The following is a 15,599-nucleotide window of genomic DNA, read 5'->3' on the forward strand; positions in this document are numbered from 1 at the left end:
TTCACGGCTGAGATCGGCGGAATCGAGTGCAGCTTCCGGATCCTCCGGAAGGGCTGGAAGGATACGCCTCGCCAGCCGGTTTGCTGCTGCCGCAGCGGCGGCGTTCCTTTTCGCGACGGTAGGCCCGCCGGCTCTAGCGGCGTCTGGCCCGTGCCATGAGGCGGCCGATTTCTCGATCCTGCCTTCGCCGTTTGCGCCCTGGAAAGGGGCGCCGCTGCGCGTCATGATCGTCACCGAGCGGCCGTTGCAGGGTGTGATTTCGCTGGTCGCGCCCGATGGAAGCGTAGCGGCCAAATCGTCTGACCGGCATGGCGGTGCGCCGTACGTCTGGTTCGCAGAGGTCGCTCAGCCTGCCGCCGGCATGTGGCACGTCACCCTGGCGCTCGACCACGCAACGGCGGGCTGCAGCACGATCAAACGCGATATCTCCGTCAGCGCGCGCAAGCCAAATTCGCTGCCTGTTCCGCACAATGCCTTCTGGAAGGTTCGTAACAACTGGAATCACGCGACGGAATCCTTATTCTCGGCGTGGATCGAGAAACTATTCGATGCGCCTCCCGATCAGGATCTGTCCTGGAAAGCCTGGCATGAAGTCCTGCGCGACCGCTCACGCAATTTCCTGTTCAACTATCTGGGCCGCGGCGAAGATAATGTGCGGACGGGCCTTCGCCCCGACTGCGCTGATTTCGTATACTTCCTGCGCGCCTATTTTGCCTACAAGATGGGACTGCCCTTCGGCTACTCCAATTGCTCACGTGGCACCCACGGCAAGCCGCCCAAGTGCTTCCAATGGTTCGACATGGAGCATCCCGAGGTCACCCGTCCGCCGCCGCCTCCCGAACAGGAAATCGCGTCGGCTACGATCGCCGCCAACGCCACACCGCCCGAGCAGACGCCTCCTATTCTGCAGCCCTTTGTCCCGTTGCAGTCGGTCGGGACGCCGGCGGCTCCGCCGAAGGTGCAGCCAAAGCGGCCGACGACGTTCAGCGAATATCTTCGGGACGTCGGCGACGTGGTGCATACTGGGGCGGTACGCGCCGCCGCGAACGACGAAAACACCGATTTCTATACTGTCCCGCTGACCCAGGAAGCGCTCCGCCCGGGGACGGTGTACGCCGACCCCTACGGCCACGTGCTGATGCTCGTGCATCGTGTGCCGGAGATGAACGGCAAGCCGGGCGTCTTCCTCGCCGTCGATGCCGAGCCAGACGGCTCGATCACACGAAAGCGTTTCTGGCGCGGTAACTTCCTGTTCGTGCGCGATCCTGCGCTGGGCAGCCCGGGCTTCAAGCACTTCCGGCCGATCGTGCGCGACAAAGGCGGTTCGTTGCGGCGGCTGGTCAACGCCGAGATCATCAGCAATCCCCAGTACGCCGATTTTTCGCTCGATCAATCAAAAATGAGCGCCGAGGATTTTTACGATCGCATGGATGACGTGATGTCGCCGGAGCCACTCGATCCGGTGAAAGCGATGACAGACGCCATCGAAAGTCTGAACGAACAGGTGAAGACGCGCGTCACCTCGGTTGAAAACGGACGACAATATCAGGAAAAGCACGCCGGAGAGGTGGCTATGCCCAACGGCCCCACGATCTTCGGGACGACGGGGGCCTGGGAGGATTACTCCACCCCGGCGCGCGATTTCCGTTTGTTGATCGCGATCGATGTCGTGCGGGGATTTCCCGATCGTGTCATTCGGCGGGCGCCGCGCTATGCGATGCCGACCGACAAGAGCATCGCCGACGTCAAAAGCGAATTGCAAGGGGTGCTTGCGTCCGAGCTTGCGTCGCGAAAAATATCCTATACGCGCAGCGATGGCTCGCAATGGACGCTCTCTCTCCAGGAAGTCATCGACCGGGCACCGCGCTTCGAGATGGCCTATAATCCGAACGACTGCGTGGAGGTGAGATGGGGCGCGTCGGAAGGGAGCGAAGAGGCATCAACGTGCAAGCGGCGCGCGCCGCAGGCGCAAAGCGAGAAGATGTCCTCGAAGTACCGGATTTGGTTCCACGAGCGGCACTGGCCGACGAACACCTGATGGCGACGGGCTTCGGTACGCCTTCGATGTCGTCGAATGGCCAAAGTGGTCCGCCACGATTGAGTGGCTGTCCCGTCCAGCGCGCGTGGGCAGCCGGACCGGAATTGACTCCAAAGGCAAAAGGACAAGCGATGGCAATTGCCAAAAACACGATCTGTCTGTGGTACGACAAGGACGCCGAGGCTGCAGCCCGCTTCTACGCCGATACTTTTCCTGACAGTTCGGTGAGCGCCGTCCACCATGCGCCCGCCGACTATCCGTCCGGCAAGGCGGGCGACGTGCTGACGGTCGAATTCACCGTCGTCGGCATCCCCTGTCTCGGTCTCAATGGCGGCCCCGCGTTCAAACACAGCGAGGCATTCTCGTTCCAGATCGCCACCGACGATCAGGAAGAGACGGACCGGTACTGGAGCGCCATCGTCGGCAATGACGGCCAGGAAAGCGCCTGCGGCTGGTGCAAGGACAAATGGGGTATCTCCTGGCAGATCACGCCGCGCGTGCTGACCGAGGCGATGGCTGCCGGCGGCGACGAAGCAAAGCGCGCGTTCAGTGCGATGATGACCATGAAGAAGATCGACGTTGCCGCGATCGAGAAGGCACGGCGGGGCTGACGGTCCCAAGTTCCGGGGTAGTGACTCTGGTCAGGGAGTCATCGGTTCGAGTCGAAGCTTTGCTCAAAGCGCTCGCGCCACGATAAAGGATGCAGACCCCTGACTCTCTCTTCTTGCTGCTTTTCCTTCTCCCGCTTGCGATTCATGAAACCAATGACGTGGGGAGGAAATACTCTCTCTTCCATTCCGAGCCTCCAAAGCGAGCCTCCAAAGAAAGGCTCCGACCTCAAGAAGAACGGAGCCTTTCCAGGACCAGCAACGCGGGTGGGTGCTGGCACTACTGTTGCGCTCCGAAATAAATCCGGGGGCGGAATTTCGTTCCCGCCCCAACTTTCGTCTATGGAAAGACCGAGGATGCAGGAATCCTCAGCTCAAACCCATCCTATGCCGGATCGATTGATGCATTCGTGAGGTGAGACCACCCCACCGCAATACAAAAAGGGTGGTAGTTCCACCTGGGCTGTTCGCACTATAAAGCTGTCGCGCTATATAATTGTGATATTGATCGCCGGCCTGCCGGCGGCGGCTTAACTCCGGAGATACGACAGGTGACCGATTATCGAGTCTACATCCTCAACGACAAGGGCCACATCCAGGGCGACACGCTCATAGTGAGCGCGGACGACTCTCAGGCGGTCGAAACCGCAAAGAAGATTGTCGGTGCCCGTAACGTGGAAGTGTGGGATGGGGAGCGTCTGGTCGGGCGTTTCAAGACGGAGCTCAATAGCTAGTCCGATGCTTTGACCCACGCTGCGGCGGTATGCTCCTGCACCGCCACCGCCTCATGTCGGGTGAGCAGGGCTCAAGCGCTTGTCCGGTCTGTCTTGCGGTTGAAGGGCGAGGACCACGGTGCCGTCAATACGTGTGTGCCACACCCCAAACACCGCTACATCCGGTTCGCCGGCATGAAGCGCGCCTCGCGTGTCGAGCACGTTGATCGATGCTTATTCTGTAACTCATCTTCTGTGACTCATCGCTCTTCGCCGAATTCTGCACCGCGTTCAGCTTAGAAACGCTCCAATCTAACGGGATTGCGGGAAACATCGTTACGGTTTATTCGAGATCGCCATCGAGCGACTGATCTTCTCTGGCACTGGGAAAGCAGTCCGCGCGGCGCTGCCGTTTGCGAGTCATGGTGGTGGGATCCGCCGCGCGGGGGGCGGATTTCGCTGAGGGAGGTTATACGGATCGCTTGCGATGAAGGATGGGGAAATCAGCCACGGCGTTTACCTGTCGCATCGCGCGGCGCTCATTGACTACGCCGCTCCGATCCTGGGGTCGCGCGAAGCTGCCGAGGATATCGTTCAGGACGCGTTTTTGCGTTTCGTGCCGGAGCGGATTCGATCGGTCACGCCCGAACAGACGCTCGCCTATCTCTACCGTATCGTGCGCAACCTGGCGTTCGATGTCCTAAGGCGCCGCAAGGTCGAAACGCGGGAGCTGGCGCAGGACGTGCCGTTTTGGGCGACGCTGCGGACAGAGGCCACGCCGGAAGAAAATCTTCTTCTCTCTGACGACGTGCGGAGCGTGTCGCGCGTTATGGCGGATCTGACCCCGGAGGCCCGAATTGCCGTGGAAATGCACCGTTTGGGGGGCTATACGCTCGGGGAAGTCGCCGAACATCTTGGCATCTCGGTCGCCACCGCGCATCGACACGTCCGCGGCGCCATGATGCGGATTGCAATGGCGCTCGACACACCCGACAAGGCGTGAAAAGAAATTCCGGGCTAATCGTCTATTCGGTCGAGAGCAGGCGATTCGGATCGCTCCGGTTCGACAGGCGGATTGGACGATAGCTGCAGGATCAGAGTGTTTGGTCGCGGACGACGATAAATCGGATCCGATCCTTGAAGAGGCGATGGACTGGTTGCTGCGGTTGAACGCGGCTTCTCAGGATTCTGCGTTGGCGTACGAATTCGAAAATTGGCTCGCGCAGTCGCCGGAACATCGGATCGCCTGGCAGAGGGCCCGCCGCACCTGGCGCGTGATGCGGGAGGTGCCTCCGGTCTACGAGCATGTATGGCACCGCGAAGAGCCCCGAGGCATCCCGATCAATTCCGGCCGGCGCGTGTCTTCACTGCGGTCTCGATCACATTGGAGACGGCGGGCGATTGCCGCCGGCATCGGCCTGGCGGCTTGCGTCGTCATCGCGCTGAACTACCCCGCATTATTGGTTCGCATGCAGGCGGATTATGCCACGGGCACGGCCGAAACTCGCACGGTGCACCTGATCGACGGGACCAGCGTCGAGCTCGCGGCGGATAGCGCCATCAAGATTGACATGGCGAAAGGAGAACGGCGGGTAACTCTGCTGGCGGGGGAGGCGTTTTTTGACGTCACCCACGATGCGGCTCGCCCCTTCGTTGTCGCCGCGGCCGGCGTCGATGTGATCGATCTCGGCACCGCCTTCAATGTGCAGTTATCGGCGACGGGCACAAGCGTGGAACTGTCCCGCGGATCGGTGTCGGTGGCTTTACCTGAAAAAGCTGCGAAGGAGATGGTCCTGGTGCCGGGCGAAGCGGTGATGGTGGACCGCAGCACGGGCGCAATGCAGAAGAGCGCGATCGCGCAAGACGACATCGCGGCGTGGCGCGACGGAAAGCTTTTCGTCAACGATGTGCCGATCGCTACGGTCATCGAGCAACTGCAGCGCTATCACCAGGCATGGATCACGATCCCGGACAGGGACTTGGGACGGCAAAAGGTCACGGGACTTTACGATCTCCGCCATCCCGACAGGGCATTGCGGGCGCTGGTCGAGCCCTATGGCGGCACCGTGCGCACGGTCGCACCTTACGTGCGGTTAATTACCCGTTTTTGAACTGCTCCAGTCTCGCCTTGACGCCTGAGAATAAAGCGGCAGGCGGTGAAAAAAGCTTGCGAGCTAATCGTCTTTGGTCCGGAAACGCATGCGCGGGGGCGATGCGTCAATTCGAGGACCGAGACCAATGGGTTGGCCGAGCGCAGCAAAAACCGGAATGCGGTTTCCGACCGTGACATTCATCGCCGGGTTGGCGCTGACGACGGCCGTTGGCGTCGGCACCGCAAGCGCACAGGTGCAATCAGAAGTGCGGACGTTCCATATTCCGGCACAGCCTCTCACGAGCGCCTTGAATGCATTTGGACGGCAGGCAGGCGTTCAGGTTACGCTTGCAGCCTCGACCTCACGCGGCCTCACTGCTCATGCCGTCGAGGGGCAGTACACGACCCATCAGGCCCTCTCGCGGCTTCTTCAGGGGACGGGGATCGCGTTTCGCATCACGAGCGACCGGACCGCGGTGATCGGTGAGCGCGCCTCGACCGGGAACGGTGCGGCGCCGGTAGAGAATGCGATCTCGCTCGATACGATCAATGTCCAAGGCGAAAATGGCTGGGGGCCTGTGAATGGACTTGTGGCGCAGAGAACGGTCACGGGTTCAAAAACCGATACCCCGGTCATTGAAGTGCCGCAGTCCATCTCCGTCGTAACGGCCGATCAAATTCGTCAGCAGGGTGCGCAGACAGTGAGCGAGGCGCTGCGCTATACGCCCGGCGTCGACAGCGAGGCGTTCGGCTACGACGCTAGGTTCAATCACCTCACCATTCGCGGGTTTCAAGTCGACAAATACCAGTATGTCGACGGCATGAAGTTCCCCGCCGGCAATTATGCGATACCGCGTATCGAGCCTTACGGTCTGGAAAGGGTCGAAGTTCTGCGCGGTCCGACCTCCGGGCTGTATGGGCAGAACGTGCCGGGGGGAATGATCAACCTCATCAGCAAGCGCCCATCTGAAGAGACAATTCGTGAGGTGCAGATCGGAACGGGGTATCCGGCTCAGGGCCAGGGCGCGTTCGACCTGAGCGGCCCCGCCAATGCCGAAAAGAGCGTGCTCTATCGTCTCGTCGGCGCCGGCAGCTTCGGTGATACCCAGATCGACCACACGACAGATAAAAGGATGTTCTTTGCTCCGTCGGTCACTTTCAAACCGACGGAGGATACGAAGCTCACGATTCTTTCGCATGTTCAACGCGACAACGTGGAAGGCTGGAGCGGAACCTTCCTGCCGATGCAGGGCACGCTCCTGCCCAACCCGAACGGCAGGATCCCGACAAGCCGCTTTGTCGGCGAACCCGGCTATGACCATTACATGCGCGATCAGAATGCGATCGGGTATGAATTGGAGCATCGGTTCTCCGATACGCTGATTTTCCGGTCGAGCGCGCGCTATGCGGACGTGAAGGTCGACGCGCCCAACGTCTATCCATCCGGCTTGCAGTCGGATCTCCGCACGCTTGATCGGGACACGCTGCGATTTCGCGACTATGTCCGCAACGCTACGACCGACAACAACATCACGACGAAGTTCGACCTCGGGCCTACATCGCACACCGTTCTCGCCGGTTTCGATTATCAATGGATACGCGACCGCGACCGATTTGACGGCTCAGCCGGCCCGACGCCCCCGCTCGACATCTTCAATCCTGTCTATGGGGCGGCGCTTCCCGGCGTAATACCGATGATCGACAACGACATCGAACAGCGGCAGCTCGGCATCTACCTGCAGGACCAGATCCGCCTCAGTAACTGGCTGTTGACTCTGGGGGGCCGAGAAGACTGGGCGCATGGGCGTATCACCAACATGATCGTTCCCAATTCCGCGCCGACCGCAACGAACGACACCGCGTTCACCGGACGGGCGGGTCTTACCTATTTGTTCGAGAACGGCCTGGCGCCTTATGTCAGTTACTCCACGTCATTCGAGCCTACCGTCGGCGCGACCTACGAGGGCAATCTTTTCGTTCCGACAACGGGGCAGCAATATGAGGCCGGTGTCAAATATCAGCCCGCCGGCTCACGGATGCTGATCACGGCCGCGGGTTATCAGTTGACCCAACAGAATGTGTTGACGGCCGACAACCGGCCCGCAGCGCCGCCTTTCAGCCAGATCCAGCAAGGGGAGATCCGCGTACGCGGCGCCGAACTGGAAGCGAAGGTGCAGGCCTGGAACGGTTGGGATCTGATCGGCTCGTATACATTCTCCGACGCGGTCGTGACCAAGAGCAATTCGGACGTCAACGGCGTGCCGATCCAGGGTAGATTCGTGACGAGCATTCCGCGCCACCAGACGGCGCTGTGGGCGAAATATACGTTCGACGCGGGGCCACTTGCCGGCTTTGGCCTTGCTGCCGGCATTCGATATCGCAGCAGCGTCTACGCCGACGATCTCAATCAACTGACGGTTCCACCCGTCACGTTGCTGGATGCGAGCCTGAGCTACGACCTGGGGCAGGCCAACCCGCAATGGAAAGGTCTCACATTCAACGTCAATGCGAGCAATCTGCTGGGGAAGGATTACGTGGCGAACTGCCAATATGGCGTCTGCTATTATGGTCCCTCGCGGACCGTCACGGCGAGGCTGACCTATCGATGGTAATGAGATAACTCTTTTGGTGAAGCCCGGTCGGCGGACGAGGGGCGTGGGCCGTGACGCATGATGGCCAGTCGGCGCTGCTATTGCGCTCGGCCGTGGATCGTCTGTTGTCGTCCTTGTTGAAGCCGGTTCACGTTTTGCGGGTCAGCTTGTCCAGCGTAATGGGAAGATCGCGCACGCGCACACCTGTTGCGTGATGAACGGCGTTGGCGATCGCAGCCGGAACGCCGACGATGCCGATCTCTCCAAGTCCCTTGATGCCCATCGGGTTGACGAATTCATCCTGCTCGTCGACGAAGATCACATCGATATCGTGAACGTCGGCGTTCACCGGAACGTGGTACTCTGCGATATTGGCATTCATCATGCGGCCGAAACGATGATCGATCAGAGTTTCCTCGTGCAACGCCATGCCGATGCCCCATACCACGCCACCCAGTATCTGGCTGCGCGCGGTCTTGAGGTTGAGAATGCGCCCGGCGGCCACGGCGCTGACGACGCGGGTGACGCGAATCACGCCGATCTCCTCATCGACCTTCACCTCGGCAAAGATCGCGGAGTGAGTATTATGCGCGTGGGCATCGTCCTTGGCGAATGTCGTCTGCTCGTCGCGCTCGATCCGGTCGATGCCGGCCGATCGCATCACGTCGGCAATCGAGACCGCGTTCCGACCTTCTGTTTTTGAAGCGATCGCGCCGTTGGCGAGAACGACGTCGCCGCCGCGGCATCCCTTGAGCGGCGATCCGGGCAGGCGTTGCGCCAGCTTCAGAAGGTCGTCCCGGATCGCGTTGCTGGTGGTGACGATGCCGTTTGAGACCGAAGCGGCCATCCACGATCCTCCCTCGACCGGCGCCTGCGGAAGCGCGGAATCGCCGAGCTTGATCGAGATCGCTTCAAGCGGAAGGCCGAGCATGTCGGCCGCCACTTGCGCCATGATGGTATAGGTTCCGGTGCCGATATCGGCTGTCGCGCACGACACCTCGGCGTGACCGTTCGACGTCAGCGCGATACGGACCGTAATCGGCATCTGCAAGGCTTCCCAAACGCCGGTCGCCATGCCCCAGCCGATCAATTCGTGGCCTTCGCGCATCGAACGAGGCGCCGGGGTGCGGCGGCTCCAGCCGAAAGCTTCTGCTCCTTGCCGGTAGCATTCCCGCAGGTTCTTGCTGCTGAAGGGAAGACCGCTGCTCTGGTCACGGTCGGAATAGCACTTCAGTCGTAGTTCGACCGGATCCATCTTGAGCGCTTCCGCGAGTTCATCCATCGCCGCTTCCAGCGCATAGACGCCGGTGGCGGCGCTTGGCGCGCGCATGTCGCAGCCGGTCGGAAGATCGAGACGGACGAGCTTGTGGTCATATCTCGCCGCTTCGCTCTTGTAGAGAAGGCTCGACCAGGTCGTTTCGTTGCGGTGGAAGTCCTCATATTGTGACGTCGACGTCACCGCGTCGTGGCTGATTGCGTTCAGGCTGCCGTCGGCTTTTGCGCCGAGTTGAATACGCTGGATCATCGCCGGCCGATAGCCGATCGCATACATCTGCTGACGTGTCAGCACGAGGCGCACCGAGCGACTGATTGCGCGGGCGGCCAGCACCGCAAGCGCGACCTGAAACGGCGGCCGCAGGCCGGAGCCGAACGCGCCGCCGACATAAGGTGACATCACGCGGATATCTGCGGGATCGCAGTCGAACACGCCGCACAGATAATCATGGACGTTCTGGACCCCTTGCGTCTTGTCGTAGACGGTGATCCTCCCATCGTTCCATATGGCTGTCGATGCATACAACTCCATCGGATTGTGGTGCTCGATCGGCACGAGGTAATCGGCTTCATGGCGGACGTCCGACTCGGAGAAGGCTTTTGTGGCATCGCCGCGCGGATTCGCAGGAGCCTTGAGCGCAACCGCATTATCGCGTTGACGCGTGATGTCGGTGACATGCGGCTCCTCGTCACATACGACGTGGACGAGAGAGGCTGCGTAGCTTGCCGTCTCGGGATCCTCCGCCAGAACCATCGCGAGGGGCTGGCCACTGAACTTGATATGGTCGTCATAGAGTGGCCGGAACGGCGAACCGTTCCTTGGCGCAACCTGATCCTTGTAAGCCTTGTCGTTGTCTGCCATGAGCGGACGGTTTTGGTGCGAGAGCACGGTGATGACGCCCTGGACCTTCAATGCCGTGGTCACATCAAGCTGTGTGAGACGGCCTCGTGCGATCGTGGACGTCACCAGGCTGGCATAAGCAAGATCCGGCGCGCCGAATTCGGCTGCATAGCGCGCCGCGCCGGTGACCTTGTCGCGCCCGTCAATCCGGGATGTTGCCGTGCCAATATAGCTCGTCATGGATGCACTCGCTGGTCTGGGCGTCCCGGCAGCAGCCGCCGCATGGGAAGTCGCGGTTCTGATCGTGACGAAATCCGCGGCCCCTTTGAGCAGCGTGCGGCGATCGATTCCTGCCGAAACGGAGGTACCTTGCTGCGGATTAGGAACGTCATCGCTCACGCGATCCTCTTGTCGGACTGCGACTGCGGTGTGCCTTGCGCCGCCTGATCCAGCGCACGGATAATGGTGCGCCGTGCGAGGTCGATCTTGAAATCGTTGTGGCCAAATCCTTTCGCGTCACGCAGGACGATGTCGGCGGCTTTGGCGAACGTGGCTTTTTCGGCGGACTGACCGACCAACACCGCCTCGGCTTCCGGATCGCGCCAAGGCTTATGAGCGACGCCGCCGAGCGCCAGCCTGGCTTCGCGAATGATGCCGCCTTCGATTTCGAGCGCGACTGCAACGGCGACCAATGCGAAGGCATAGGACAGGCGGTCGCGAATCTTGAGATAAGTGTAATGTGTGCGGAAGCCACGCTCAGGAAGCGCGATGGCTGTGATGATCTCATTGGCTCCGAGGTTGGTATCGCGCTCGGGCGTATCGCCGGGCAGGCGATGAAAGTCCGTCATGGCAATGGCGCGCTCGCCTTCGGGGCCGACAACGTGAACGGTGGCGTCGAGCGCCGCAAGCGCTACGCCCATGTCGGACGGATGGGTGGCGATGCAGGCATCGCTGGTGCCGAGGATCGCGTTGGTCCGGTTGATCCCGCCGAGAGCCGCGCAACCGGTTCCCGGCTTGCGTTTGTTGCACGGTGTGGCGACATCATAGAAATAAAGGCAGCGCGTGCGCTGGAGCAAGTTGCCGCCGGTGGAAGCCATATTGCGAAGTTGCGTTGACGCTCCGGCAAGGATGGCACTCGACAATAGCGGATAACGTTCTTTCACTTGCGGGTGCCATGCAAGGTCTGAGTTCGGCACCAGCGCGCCGACACGAAGTCCTCCGCCGGGCGTCGCCTCGATCGTGCGCAGCGGCAGGCGAGAAATATCGATCAAGCGTGCGGGCCGCTCGACTTCATATTTCATCAGATCGACGAGATTGGTGCCGCCGGCAATAAACCTGGCGGATCGGTCGGCGGCAGATTGCCGGATGGCGTCGGCGACATCCTGCGCCCGCGAATATTGAAAGCTGTTCATGTCGCTTTCATCGCCTCCTCAATCGCAGCCACGATGTTGGGATAGGCGCCGCAGCGGCAGATGTTGCCGCTCATCGCTTCGCGTATCTCGTCGCGCGTTTTGGCTTTGCCTTCGCTGATAAGGCCGACCGCCGAGCAAATCTGTCCCGGCGTGCAATAACCACATTGAAAGGCATCGTGATCGATGAAGGCCTGCTGCACCGGATGGAGCGTGCCGTCTCGGGCAAGACCTTCCACGGTGGTAACGTCAGTGCCGTCCTGCATCACTGCGAGCGCGAGGCACGAATTGATCGGCCGTCCGTCGCGTAGAACCGTGCATGCGCCGCACTGACCGTGATCGCAGCCCTTCTTGGTGCCCATCAGGCCGAGACGCTCGCGCAAGGCGTCCAGCAGCGTTGTCCAGGGCGCGATCGCTAGTTCTCTCCTGACGCCATTTACCGTCAAGGCGATGTCGATCTGCTGCATGGGCAAGGGCTGAGACGAAGGGAGATCCCTTGATGGCGGAACATTTGATGGCGCTGGAACCCTTGAGTCTGCCATGGCTTTCTCCGCAAGCCGATTTCGTTCAATTCGATGAAGTCCTGGACGTTCCTTCGACTAACACGGTCGCGGCGTCGCCGGCGTGAAGCGGACTGATATTCGCACCTTTCGCACAGCGATGAAAACGGATGCGGACCGGTCATAGTCCCGGACCGGCGAAGCTCCGGGGACGCAGGATATCAGCGATCGGCCGCCGCAATCTTGCGAGCTTTCCGCGTTCTCCTCAAGGTCTTTCAGCGACCGGCATCCTCGTTCTCCTTGAGGTATTCCGGCGGATAACCGGTCAGCGGACGAAGGAGCCTTTCCAGGATCGCCCCGAGCGCGAACCCTGCAAGGACATCCGACGCCCAGTGCGCCAGGATTGCCACGCGAGCCAGAGAGAGGCTCACCGCGATCGCTCGAATCGTCCGCCGCGGGCCGGGACGTAAAGTGCCGGCCGCGGACGCCAATGCGCCCATATGGAGTGCGTGACCCGATGGAAAAGCATCGTCACGCTTTCCCGAGAACGAAATGCCGTGGACATGGCCCAGGACTGTTTTTCGATCGGGACGAGTCTGATCAAAAATCAGTTTCATGGCGTGCGGCAGCAATGAGGACGCGAGTGCGACCAACAGCGCATGATTGCCGGTTCGCCGAACCTGTTCTCCGCCGCCCCGGGAAGCAACCCATCCGATCGACGCTAGAACCAGCAGGACCTTCTCGTCGGCCCCCCATGCCAGCGTCCTTGCGATCTGCTCGGGAACTGGAGAGGTATAGTGGGCGATCGTTTGTGCGATCTCGACATCCGCTTTTGCAGGTCGCACGCCCACAGGAAAGCGAGGAGCTTGCTTCAAGCCGGCAATTTTGACGAGGAAACGACGTGTGCTCATATTTTGTGATCTAAAATGCGTGTCGTGCTTCTCTCCTAACGTCATCCCCTCGCGGGGGTTCATTTTTGCCACACGTCATCGCGGGAGCCATGCGGCGGCGCGGAAGCCGTGCGGCGCGCCAACCAAGCTGAATAGCGGAGGAACTCCAACTCGACGGCGTTGTTGGCTCAGCCAGCAAAAGGAGTTTCGCTATGACAACAAATCCACGTTCCACGGCGCAAGTAGCCGGACACCCGATCCATCCGATGGTGATAGGGTTTCCCATCGTCTGTTTTGTTCTGACCTTCATCTCCGATCTCGCCTTTTACGTCACGTCAAATCAGTTCTGGGCGACAGCCTCGCTGTGGCTCCTCGGCGTCGGCCTTATTACGGCGGCGATCGCCGGGTTGACCGGCCTTGTCGATGTCTTCGGCGACGGGCGTGTCAGCAACCTCTCGGATACACGGGTTCACGCAATCGGCAATGTGATCGCAGTGCTGATCGCGCTTTATAATTGGTATTCCCGTTACGAGCACGGCAGCTCGGCAGTTATTCCGACCGGCGTGGTGCTTTCGGGCCTGGTCGTGCTGATCCTGGTGTTCACGGCCTGGAAGGGCGGTGAAATGGTGTTTCGCCATCGAGTCGGTGTCGCCGATTAAGGGCCGCTGCCGCGCACTTAGCGCGGCTTTGTCTGCATCTGGAACAATCGTTGCAGTGCTTGGAACCAGGCCCTCTAAAAATGCAACTCTTTCATGTGAAAAATGAATGAGTTGGCGTCGATACAGAAGGGACGAATCTGCTTCAGACGCGTTGGTAGGTGAAAGGAGAGGGAGGAAGATACATGGCTTACGCTCTGTTCTATCACGATCAACGCATCGGTGCAGTCGCGTCCACCGAACTTGATGCCTGGAGGCGAGCGCTGCGGTCTGGCCTCATTACGGATATTCCGGTCGCGGACGAACGGGGCGGGCAGGTCTTGCCGCGCGGTCTTCACGTCGAGCAGGTGAGCGAAGACGTTAGCAGCCCCGGTCAGAATGAAAGCCTCTGACGAAAATTCTTGAGTGGAAGGACATCAAGTCTCAGGACCGGGCACAGGAGCTCTTGAGCCGATGATCCGGCACGCGCTCGCTACCAAGAAAATACAATAAGAAAATACAGTCGATCTTTCTTTGTTGCTAAACCGGCCAGCTTCCAATTCTGCGTGATAGGCTGACCCTCATAGGAACGAACCCCGAGCCGCACGTTTGTAGCCATCATCGGACCGTGCCATGCTCGATCGCCGCACTTTGTCGATAACCCCGATCGGGTCGGCGAAGCCTGGGATGAGGCGCTGTCCGCCGATCGGCCAGTCATTCTCGAAACCTACACCGATCCGAATGTGCCGCCACTGCCCCCTCACATCACGCTGAAGGAGGCCCGGAATTTTGTCAGCATAATCCCTTCCGAGCCCGAACTTGGCAGCGTGCTGAAGAACAGCGCCAAGGCATTGCTCACCAGCGTGCTCCCCGGAAAGGATTGAGGAGGCCGATCCGGGATCGGAAAAGATCTGTTCGTGCGCCGAAGGACCGCAAGCCAACGCCTTGGGGAGACATTCAGGCAACCGGTCAATGTCTCGCGGTGCTTTCAGCTAAGATGGAGTCCGCGACGTCTCCATGCCACGGCCCCGCCGATCGGCCCGCCATTTTACGCCTGGAGATAGCGCGCTTTCCGCGCGGCTTTCATTGTCGCCGCAGTCGCGTGACGGGCGACCGCTGGACATGGTTGCGAGGGAGCATTAGCTTCAGGGGTCAGAGGGCAACTCGAGGCCAAACTCGGGGACGCCCGGAGAGCGAGAACAGCGTGGCCTCTCAGTGGCGGTATCAGGTCAGGTTCGATGTAAACGATTCCGCTACCGCAGAGTCGATACGGAGACATGCGCGTGAACCGGCGCTCGCCGGTCTCTTCGATGTCCTCGCAAGACATCATGCCGTGCCGAAATGTCAGTTCGACGCCTTTTCGGAGTATGTCGCTGCAGCAGAAGGGCACGGTGTCGAGAGCTATCCGCTTTACCACTGGACCAAGGCGACGATCGAAGACCCGGCAAAGAAGGAAAAATATCTGAAATCCTTCACGCTCTATGTGGATGAGCGGGAAGTCTATGCCAAGGAGATTGCCGATGGCCTGGAGGCAGATCTGCTACCGCTCGCCGCGAGCGGGCTTATTGCGCGAGTCTCGAAATACGACACGAATCCCTCAAATAACCCTCAGCCGCCACAGCGCGGATTGGCGTGAATCGATCGGCTGCAAGCCGTCGCGGCGGAGTTTCTGTCGTCTTTAATCCCAGACGAGCGCGCCGCCGTTCTGATATTCGATGACGCGGGTCTCGAAAAAGTTCTTTTCCTTCTTGAGATCCATCGCCTCGCTCATCCACGGGAACGGGTTGTCGGCGTCGGCGAACACCGGCGCCAGTCCGAGTTGGGCGCAGCGGCGATTGGCGATGACGTGCATGTATGTTTCGCACAGCGTCGCGTTCAAGCCGAGGAATCCGCGTGGCATGGTGTCCCGTCCATACGCTGCTTCAAGATCGGCGGCGTTCTTCAGCATGGCGCGCACCTCTTCCTGGAAGGATTTAGTCCAGAGATGAGGGTTCTCGATCTTGATCT

15 protein-coding genes are annotated in these 15,599 nt (G+C 60.5%); 10 read left to right on the plus strand and 5 right to left on the minus strand.

Annotation, left to right across the window (positions count from 1 at the left end; translation table 11 throughout):
- Positions 1-61 precede the first annotated feature (61 nt).
- From ACS3WB_RS13415 to ACS3WB_RS13440, 6 genes are all read left to right on the plus strand, one after another.
- A complete protein-coding gene (locus ACS3WB_RS13415; protein ID WP_438276006.1) occupies positions 62-2,038 on the plus strand; it encodes a hypothetical protein in 1,977 nt (658 codons plus the stop codon).
- Between the two features lie 137 nt (positions 2,039-2,175).
- Positions 2,176-2,649, plus strand: a complete 474-nt coding sequence (locus tag ACS3WB_RS13420; protein WP_438276007.1) for a VOC family protein — start codon at positions 2,176-2,178, stop codon at positions 2,647-2,649.
- A 548-nt stretch (positions 2,650-3,197) separates the two neighbouring features.
- A complete protein-coding gene (locus ACS3WB_RS13425; RefSeq protein WP_438275991.1) occupies positions 3,198-3,380 on the plus strand; it encodes a hypothetical protein in 183 nt (60 codons plus the stop codon).
- Positions 3,381-3,846: 466 nt separating this feature from the next.
- Entirely contained in the window at positions 3,847-4,362 is a 516-nt protein-coding gene (locus tag ACS3WB_RS13430; RefSeq protein ID WP_438275992.1) for an RNA polymerase sigma factor, read from the plus strand.
- Positions 4,363-4,462: 100 nt separating this feature from the next.
- A complete protein-coding gene (locus ACS3WB_RS13435) occupies positions 4,463-5,470 on the plus strand; it encodes a FecR family protein (RefSeq protein ID WP_438275993.1) in 1,008 nt (335 codons plus the stop codon).
- Positions 5,471-5,597: 127 nt separating this feature from the next.
- Entirely contained in the window at positions 5,598-8,063 is a 2,466-nt protein-coding gene (locus ACS3WB_RS13440; protein WP_438275994.1) for a TonB-dependent siderophore receptor, read from the plus strand.
- 127 nt (positions 8,064-8,190) lie between these two features.
- On the opposite strand, the gene ACS3WB_RS13445 is transcribed toward ACS3WB_RS13440, so the two are convergent.
- The 3 genes from ACS3WB_RS13445 to ACS3WB_RS13455 all read right to left on the minus strand — a co-directional run bounded on the left by ACS3WB_RS13445 (position 8,191) and on the right by ACS3WB_RS13455 (position 12,034).
- Complete coding sequence (locus ACS3WB_RS13445; protein WP_438275995.1) at positions 8,191-10,398, minus strand: xanthine dehydrogenase family protein molybdopterin-binding subunit; 2,208 nt, start codon at positions 10,396-10,398, stop codon at positions 8,191-8,193.
- Positions 10,399-10,553: 155 nt separating this feature from the next.
- Complete coding sequence (locus tag ACS3WB_RS13450; protein WP_438275996.1) at positions 10,554-11,570, minus strand: FAD binding domain-containing protein; 1,017 nt, start codon at positions 11,568-11,570, stop codon at positions 10,554-10,556.
- Positions 11,567-12,034 (minus strand): (2Fe-2S)-binding protein, encoded by a 468-nt coding sequence (locus ACS3WB_RS13455; protein WP_438275997.1) that lies wholly within the window; start codon positions 12,032-12,034, stop codon positions 11,567-11,569. Before ACS3WB_RS13455 ends, ACS3WB_RS13450 begins: the two co-directional genes overlap by 4 nt.
- Before the next feature lie 32 nt (positions 12,035-12,066).
- On the opposite strand from ACS3WB_RS13455, the gene ACS3WB_RS13460 reads away from it, so the two are divergent.
- Positions 12,067-12,195 carry a hypothetical protein gene (locus ACS3WB_RS13460; protein ID WP_438275998.1) on the plus strand — a complete coding sequence of 43 codons (129 nt, stop codon included), beginning with the start codon at positions 12,067-12,069 and terminating at the stop codon, positions 12,193-12,195.
- Between the two features lie 147 nt (positions 12,196-12,342).
- On the opposite strand, the gene ACS3WB_RS13465 is transcribed toward ACS3WB_RS13460, so the two are convergent.
- A complete protein-coding gene (locus tag ACS3WB_RS13465) occupies positions 12,343-12,978 on the minus strand; it encodes a phosphatase PAP2 family protein (RefSeq protein ID WP_438275999.1) in 636 nt (211 codons plus the stop codon).
- A 191-nt stretch (positions 12,979-13,169) separates the two neighbouring features.
- Between ACS3WB_RS13465 and ACS3WB_RS13470 the strand changes: the two genes are divergently transcribed.
- The 3 genes from ACS3WB_RS13470 (at position 13,170) to ACS3WB_RS13480 (ending at position 15,228) form a co-directional block, all read left to right on the plus strand.
- Positions 13,170-13,616, plus strand: coding sequence for a DUF2231 domain-containing protein (locus ACS3WB_RS13470; RefSeq protein WP_438276000.1), 447 nt, complete (start codon positions 13,170-13,172; stop codon positions 13,614-13,616).
- 182 nt (positions 13,617-13,798) lie between these two features.
- A complete protein-coding gene (locus ACS3WB_RS13475; protein WP_438276001.1) occupies positions 13,799-14,005 on the plus strand; it encodes a hypothetical protein in 207 nt (68 codons plus the stop codon).
- A gap of 791 nt (positions 14,006-14,796) precedes the next feature.
- Positions 14,797-15,228 carry a hypothetical protein gene (locus ACS3WB_RS13480; RefSeq protein WP_438276002.1) on the plus strand — a complete coding sequence of 144 codons (432 nt, stop codon included), beginning with the start codon at positions 14,797-14,799 and terminating at the stop codon, positions 15,226-15,228.
- Between the two features lie 42 nt (positions 15,229-15,270).
- Here the strand turns inward: ACS3WB_RS13480 and ACS3WB_RS13485 are convergent.
- A partial coding sequence (locus ACS3WB_RS13485; protein ID WP_438276003.1) for a ribonucleotide-diphosphate reductase subunit beta occupies positions 15,271-15,599 on the minus strand: 329 nt, incomplete at its 5' end.

Origin of the sequence: Nitrobacter sp. (genome assembly GCF_051535215.1) — a bacterium.
Taxonomy (GTDB): Bacteria; Pseudomonadota; Alphaproteobacteria; order Rhizobiales; family Xanthobacteraceae; genus Nitrobacter.

What these genes read in the sequence shown, in the direction of transcription:
- ACS3WB_RS13430 (WP_438275992.1), top strand. Translation starts at nt 3,847, where the DNA reads ATGAAGGATGGGGAAATCAGCCACGGCGTTTACCTGTCGCATCGCGCG.
- ACS3WB_RS13440 (WP_438275994.1), top strand. Translation starts at nt 5,598, where the DNA reads ATGGGTTGGCCGAGCGCAGCAAAAACCGGAATGCGGTTTCCGACCGTG.
- ACS3WB_RS13445 (WP_438275995.1), bottom strand. Translation starts at nt 10,398, where the DNA reads ATGACGAGCTATATTGGCACGGCAACATCCCGGATTGACGGGCGCGAC.
- ACS3WB_RS13450 (WP_438275996.1), bottom strand. Translation starts at nt 11,570, where the DNA reads ATGAACAGCTTTCAATATTCGCGGGCGCAGGATGTCGCCGACGCCATC.
- ACS3WB_RS13455 (WP_438275997.1), bottom strand. Translation starts at nt 12,034, where the DNA reads ATGCAGCAGATCGACATCGCCTTGACGGTAAATGGCGTCAGGAGAGAA.
- ACS3WB_RS13460 (WP_438275998.1), top strand. Translation starts at nt 12,067, where the DNA reads ATGGCGGAACATTTGATGGCGCTGGAACCCTTGAGTCTGCCATGGCTT.
- ACS3WB_RS13465 (WP_438275999.1), bottom strand. Translation starts at nt 12,978, where the DNA reads ATGAGCACACGTCGTTTCCTCGTCAAAATTGCCGGCTTGAAGCAAGCT.
- ACS3WB_RS13470 (WP_438276000.1), top strand. Translation starts at nt 13,170, where the DNA reads ATGACAACAAATCCACGTTCCACGGCGCAAGTAGCCGGACACCCGATC.
- ACS3WB_RS13475 (WP_438276001.1), top strand. Translation starts at nt 13,799, where the DNA reads ATGGCTTACGCTCTGTTCTATCACGATCAACGCATCGGTGCAGTCGCG.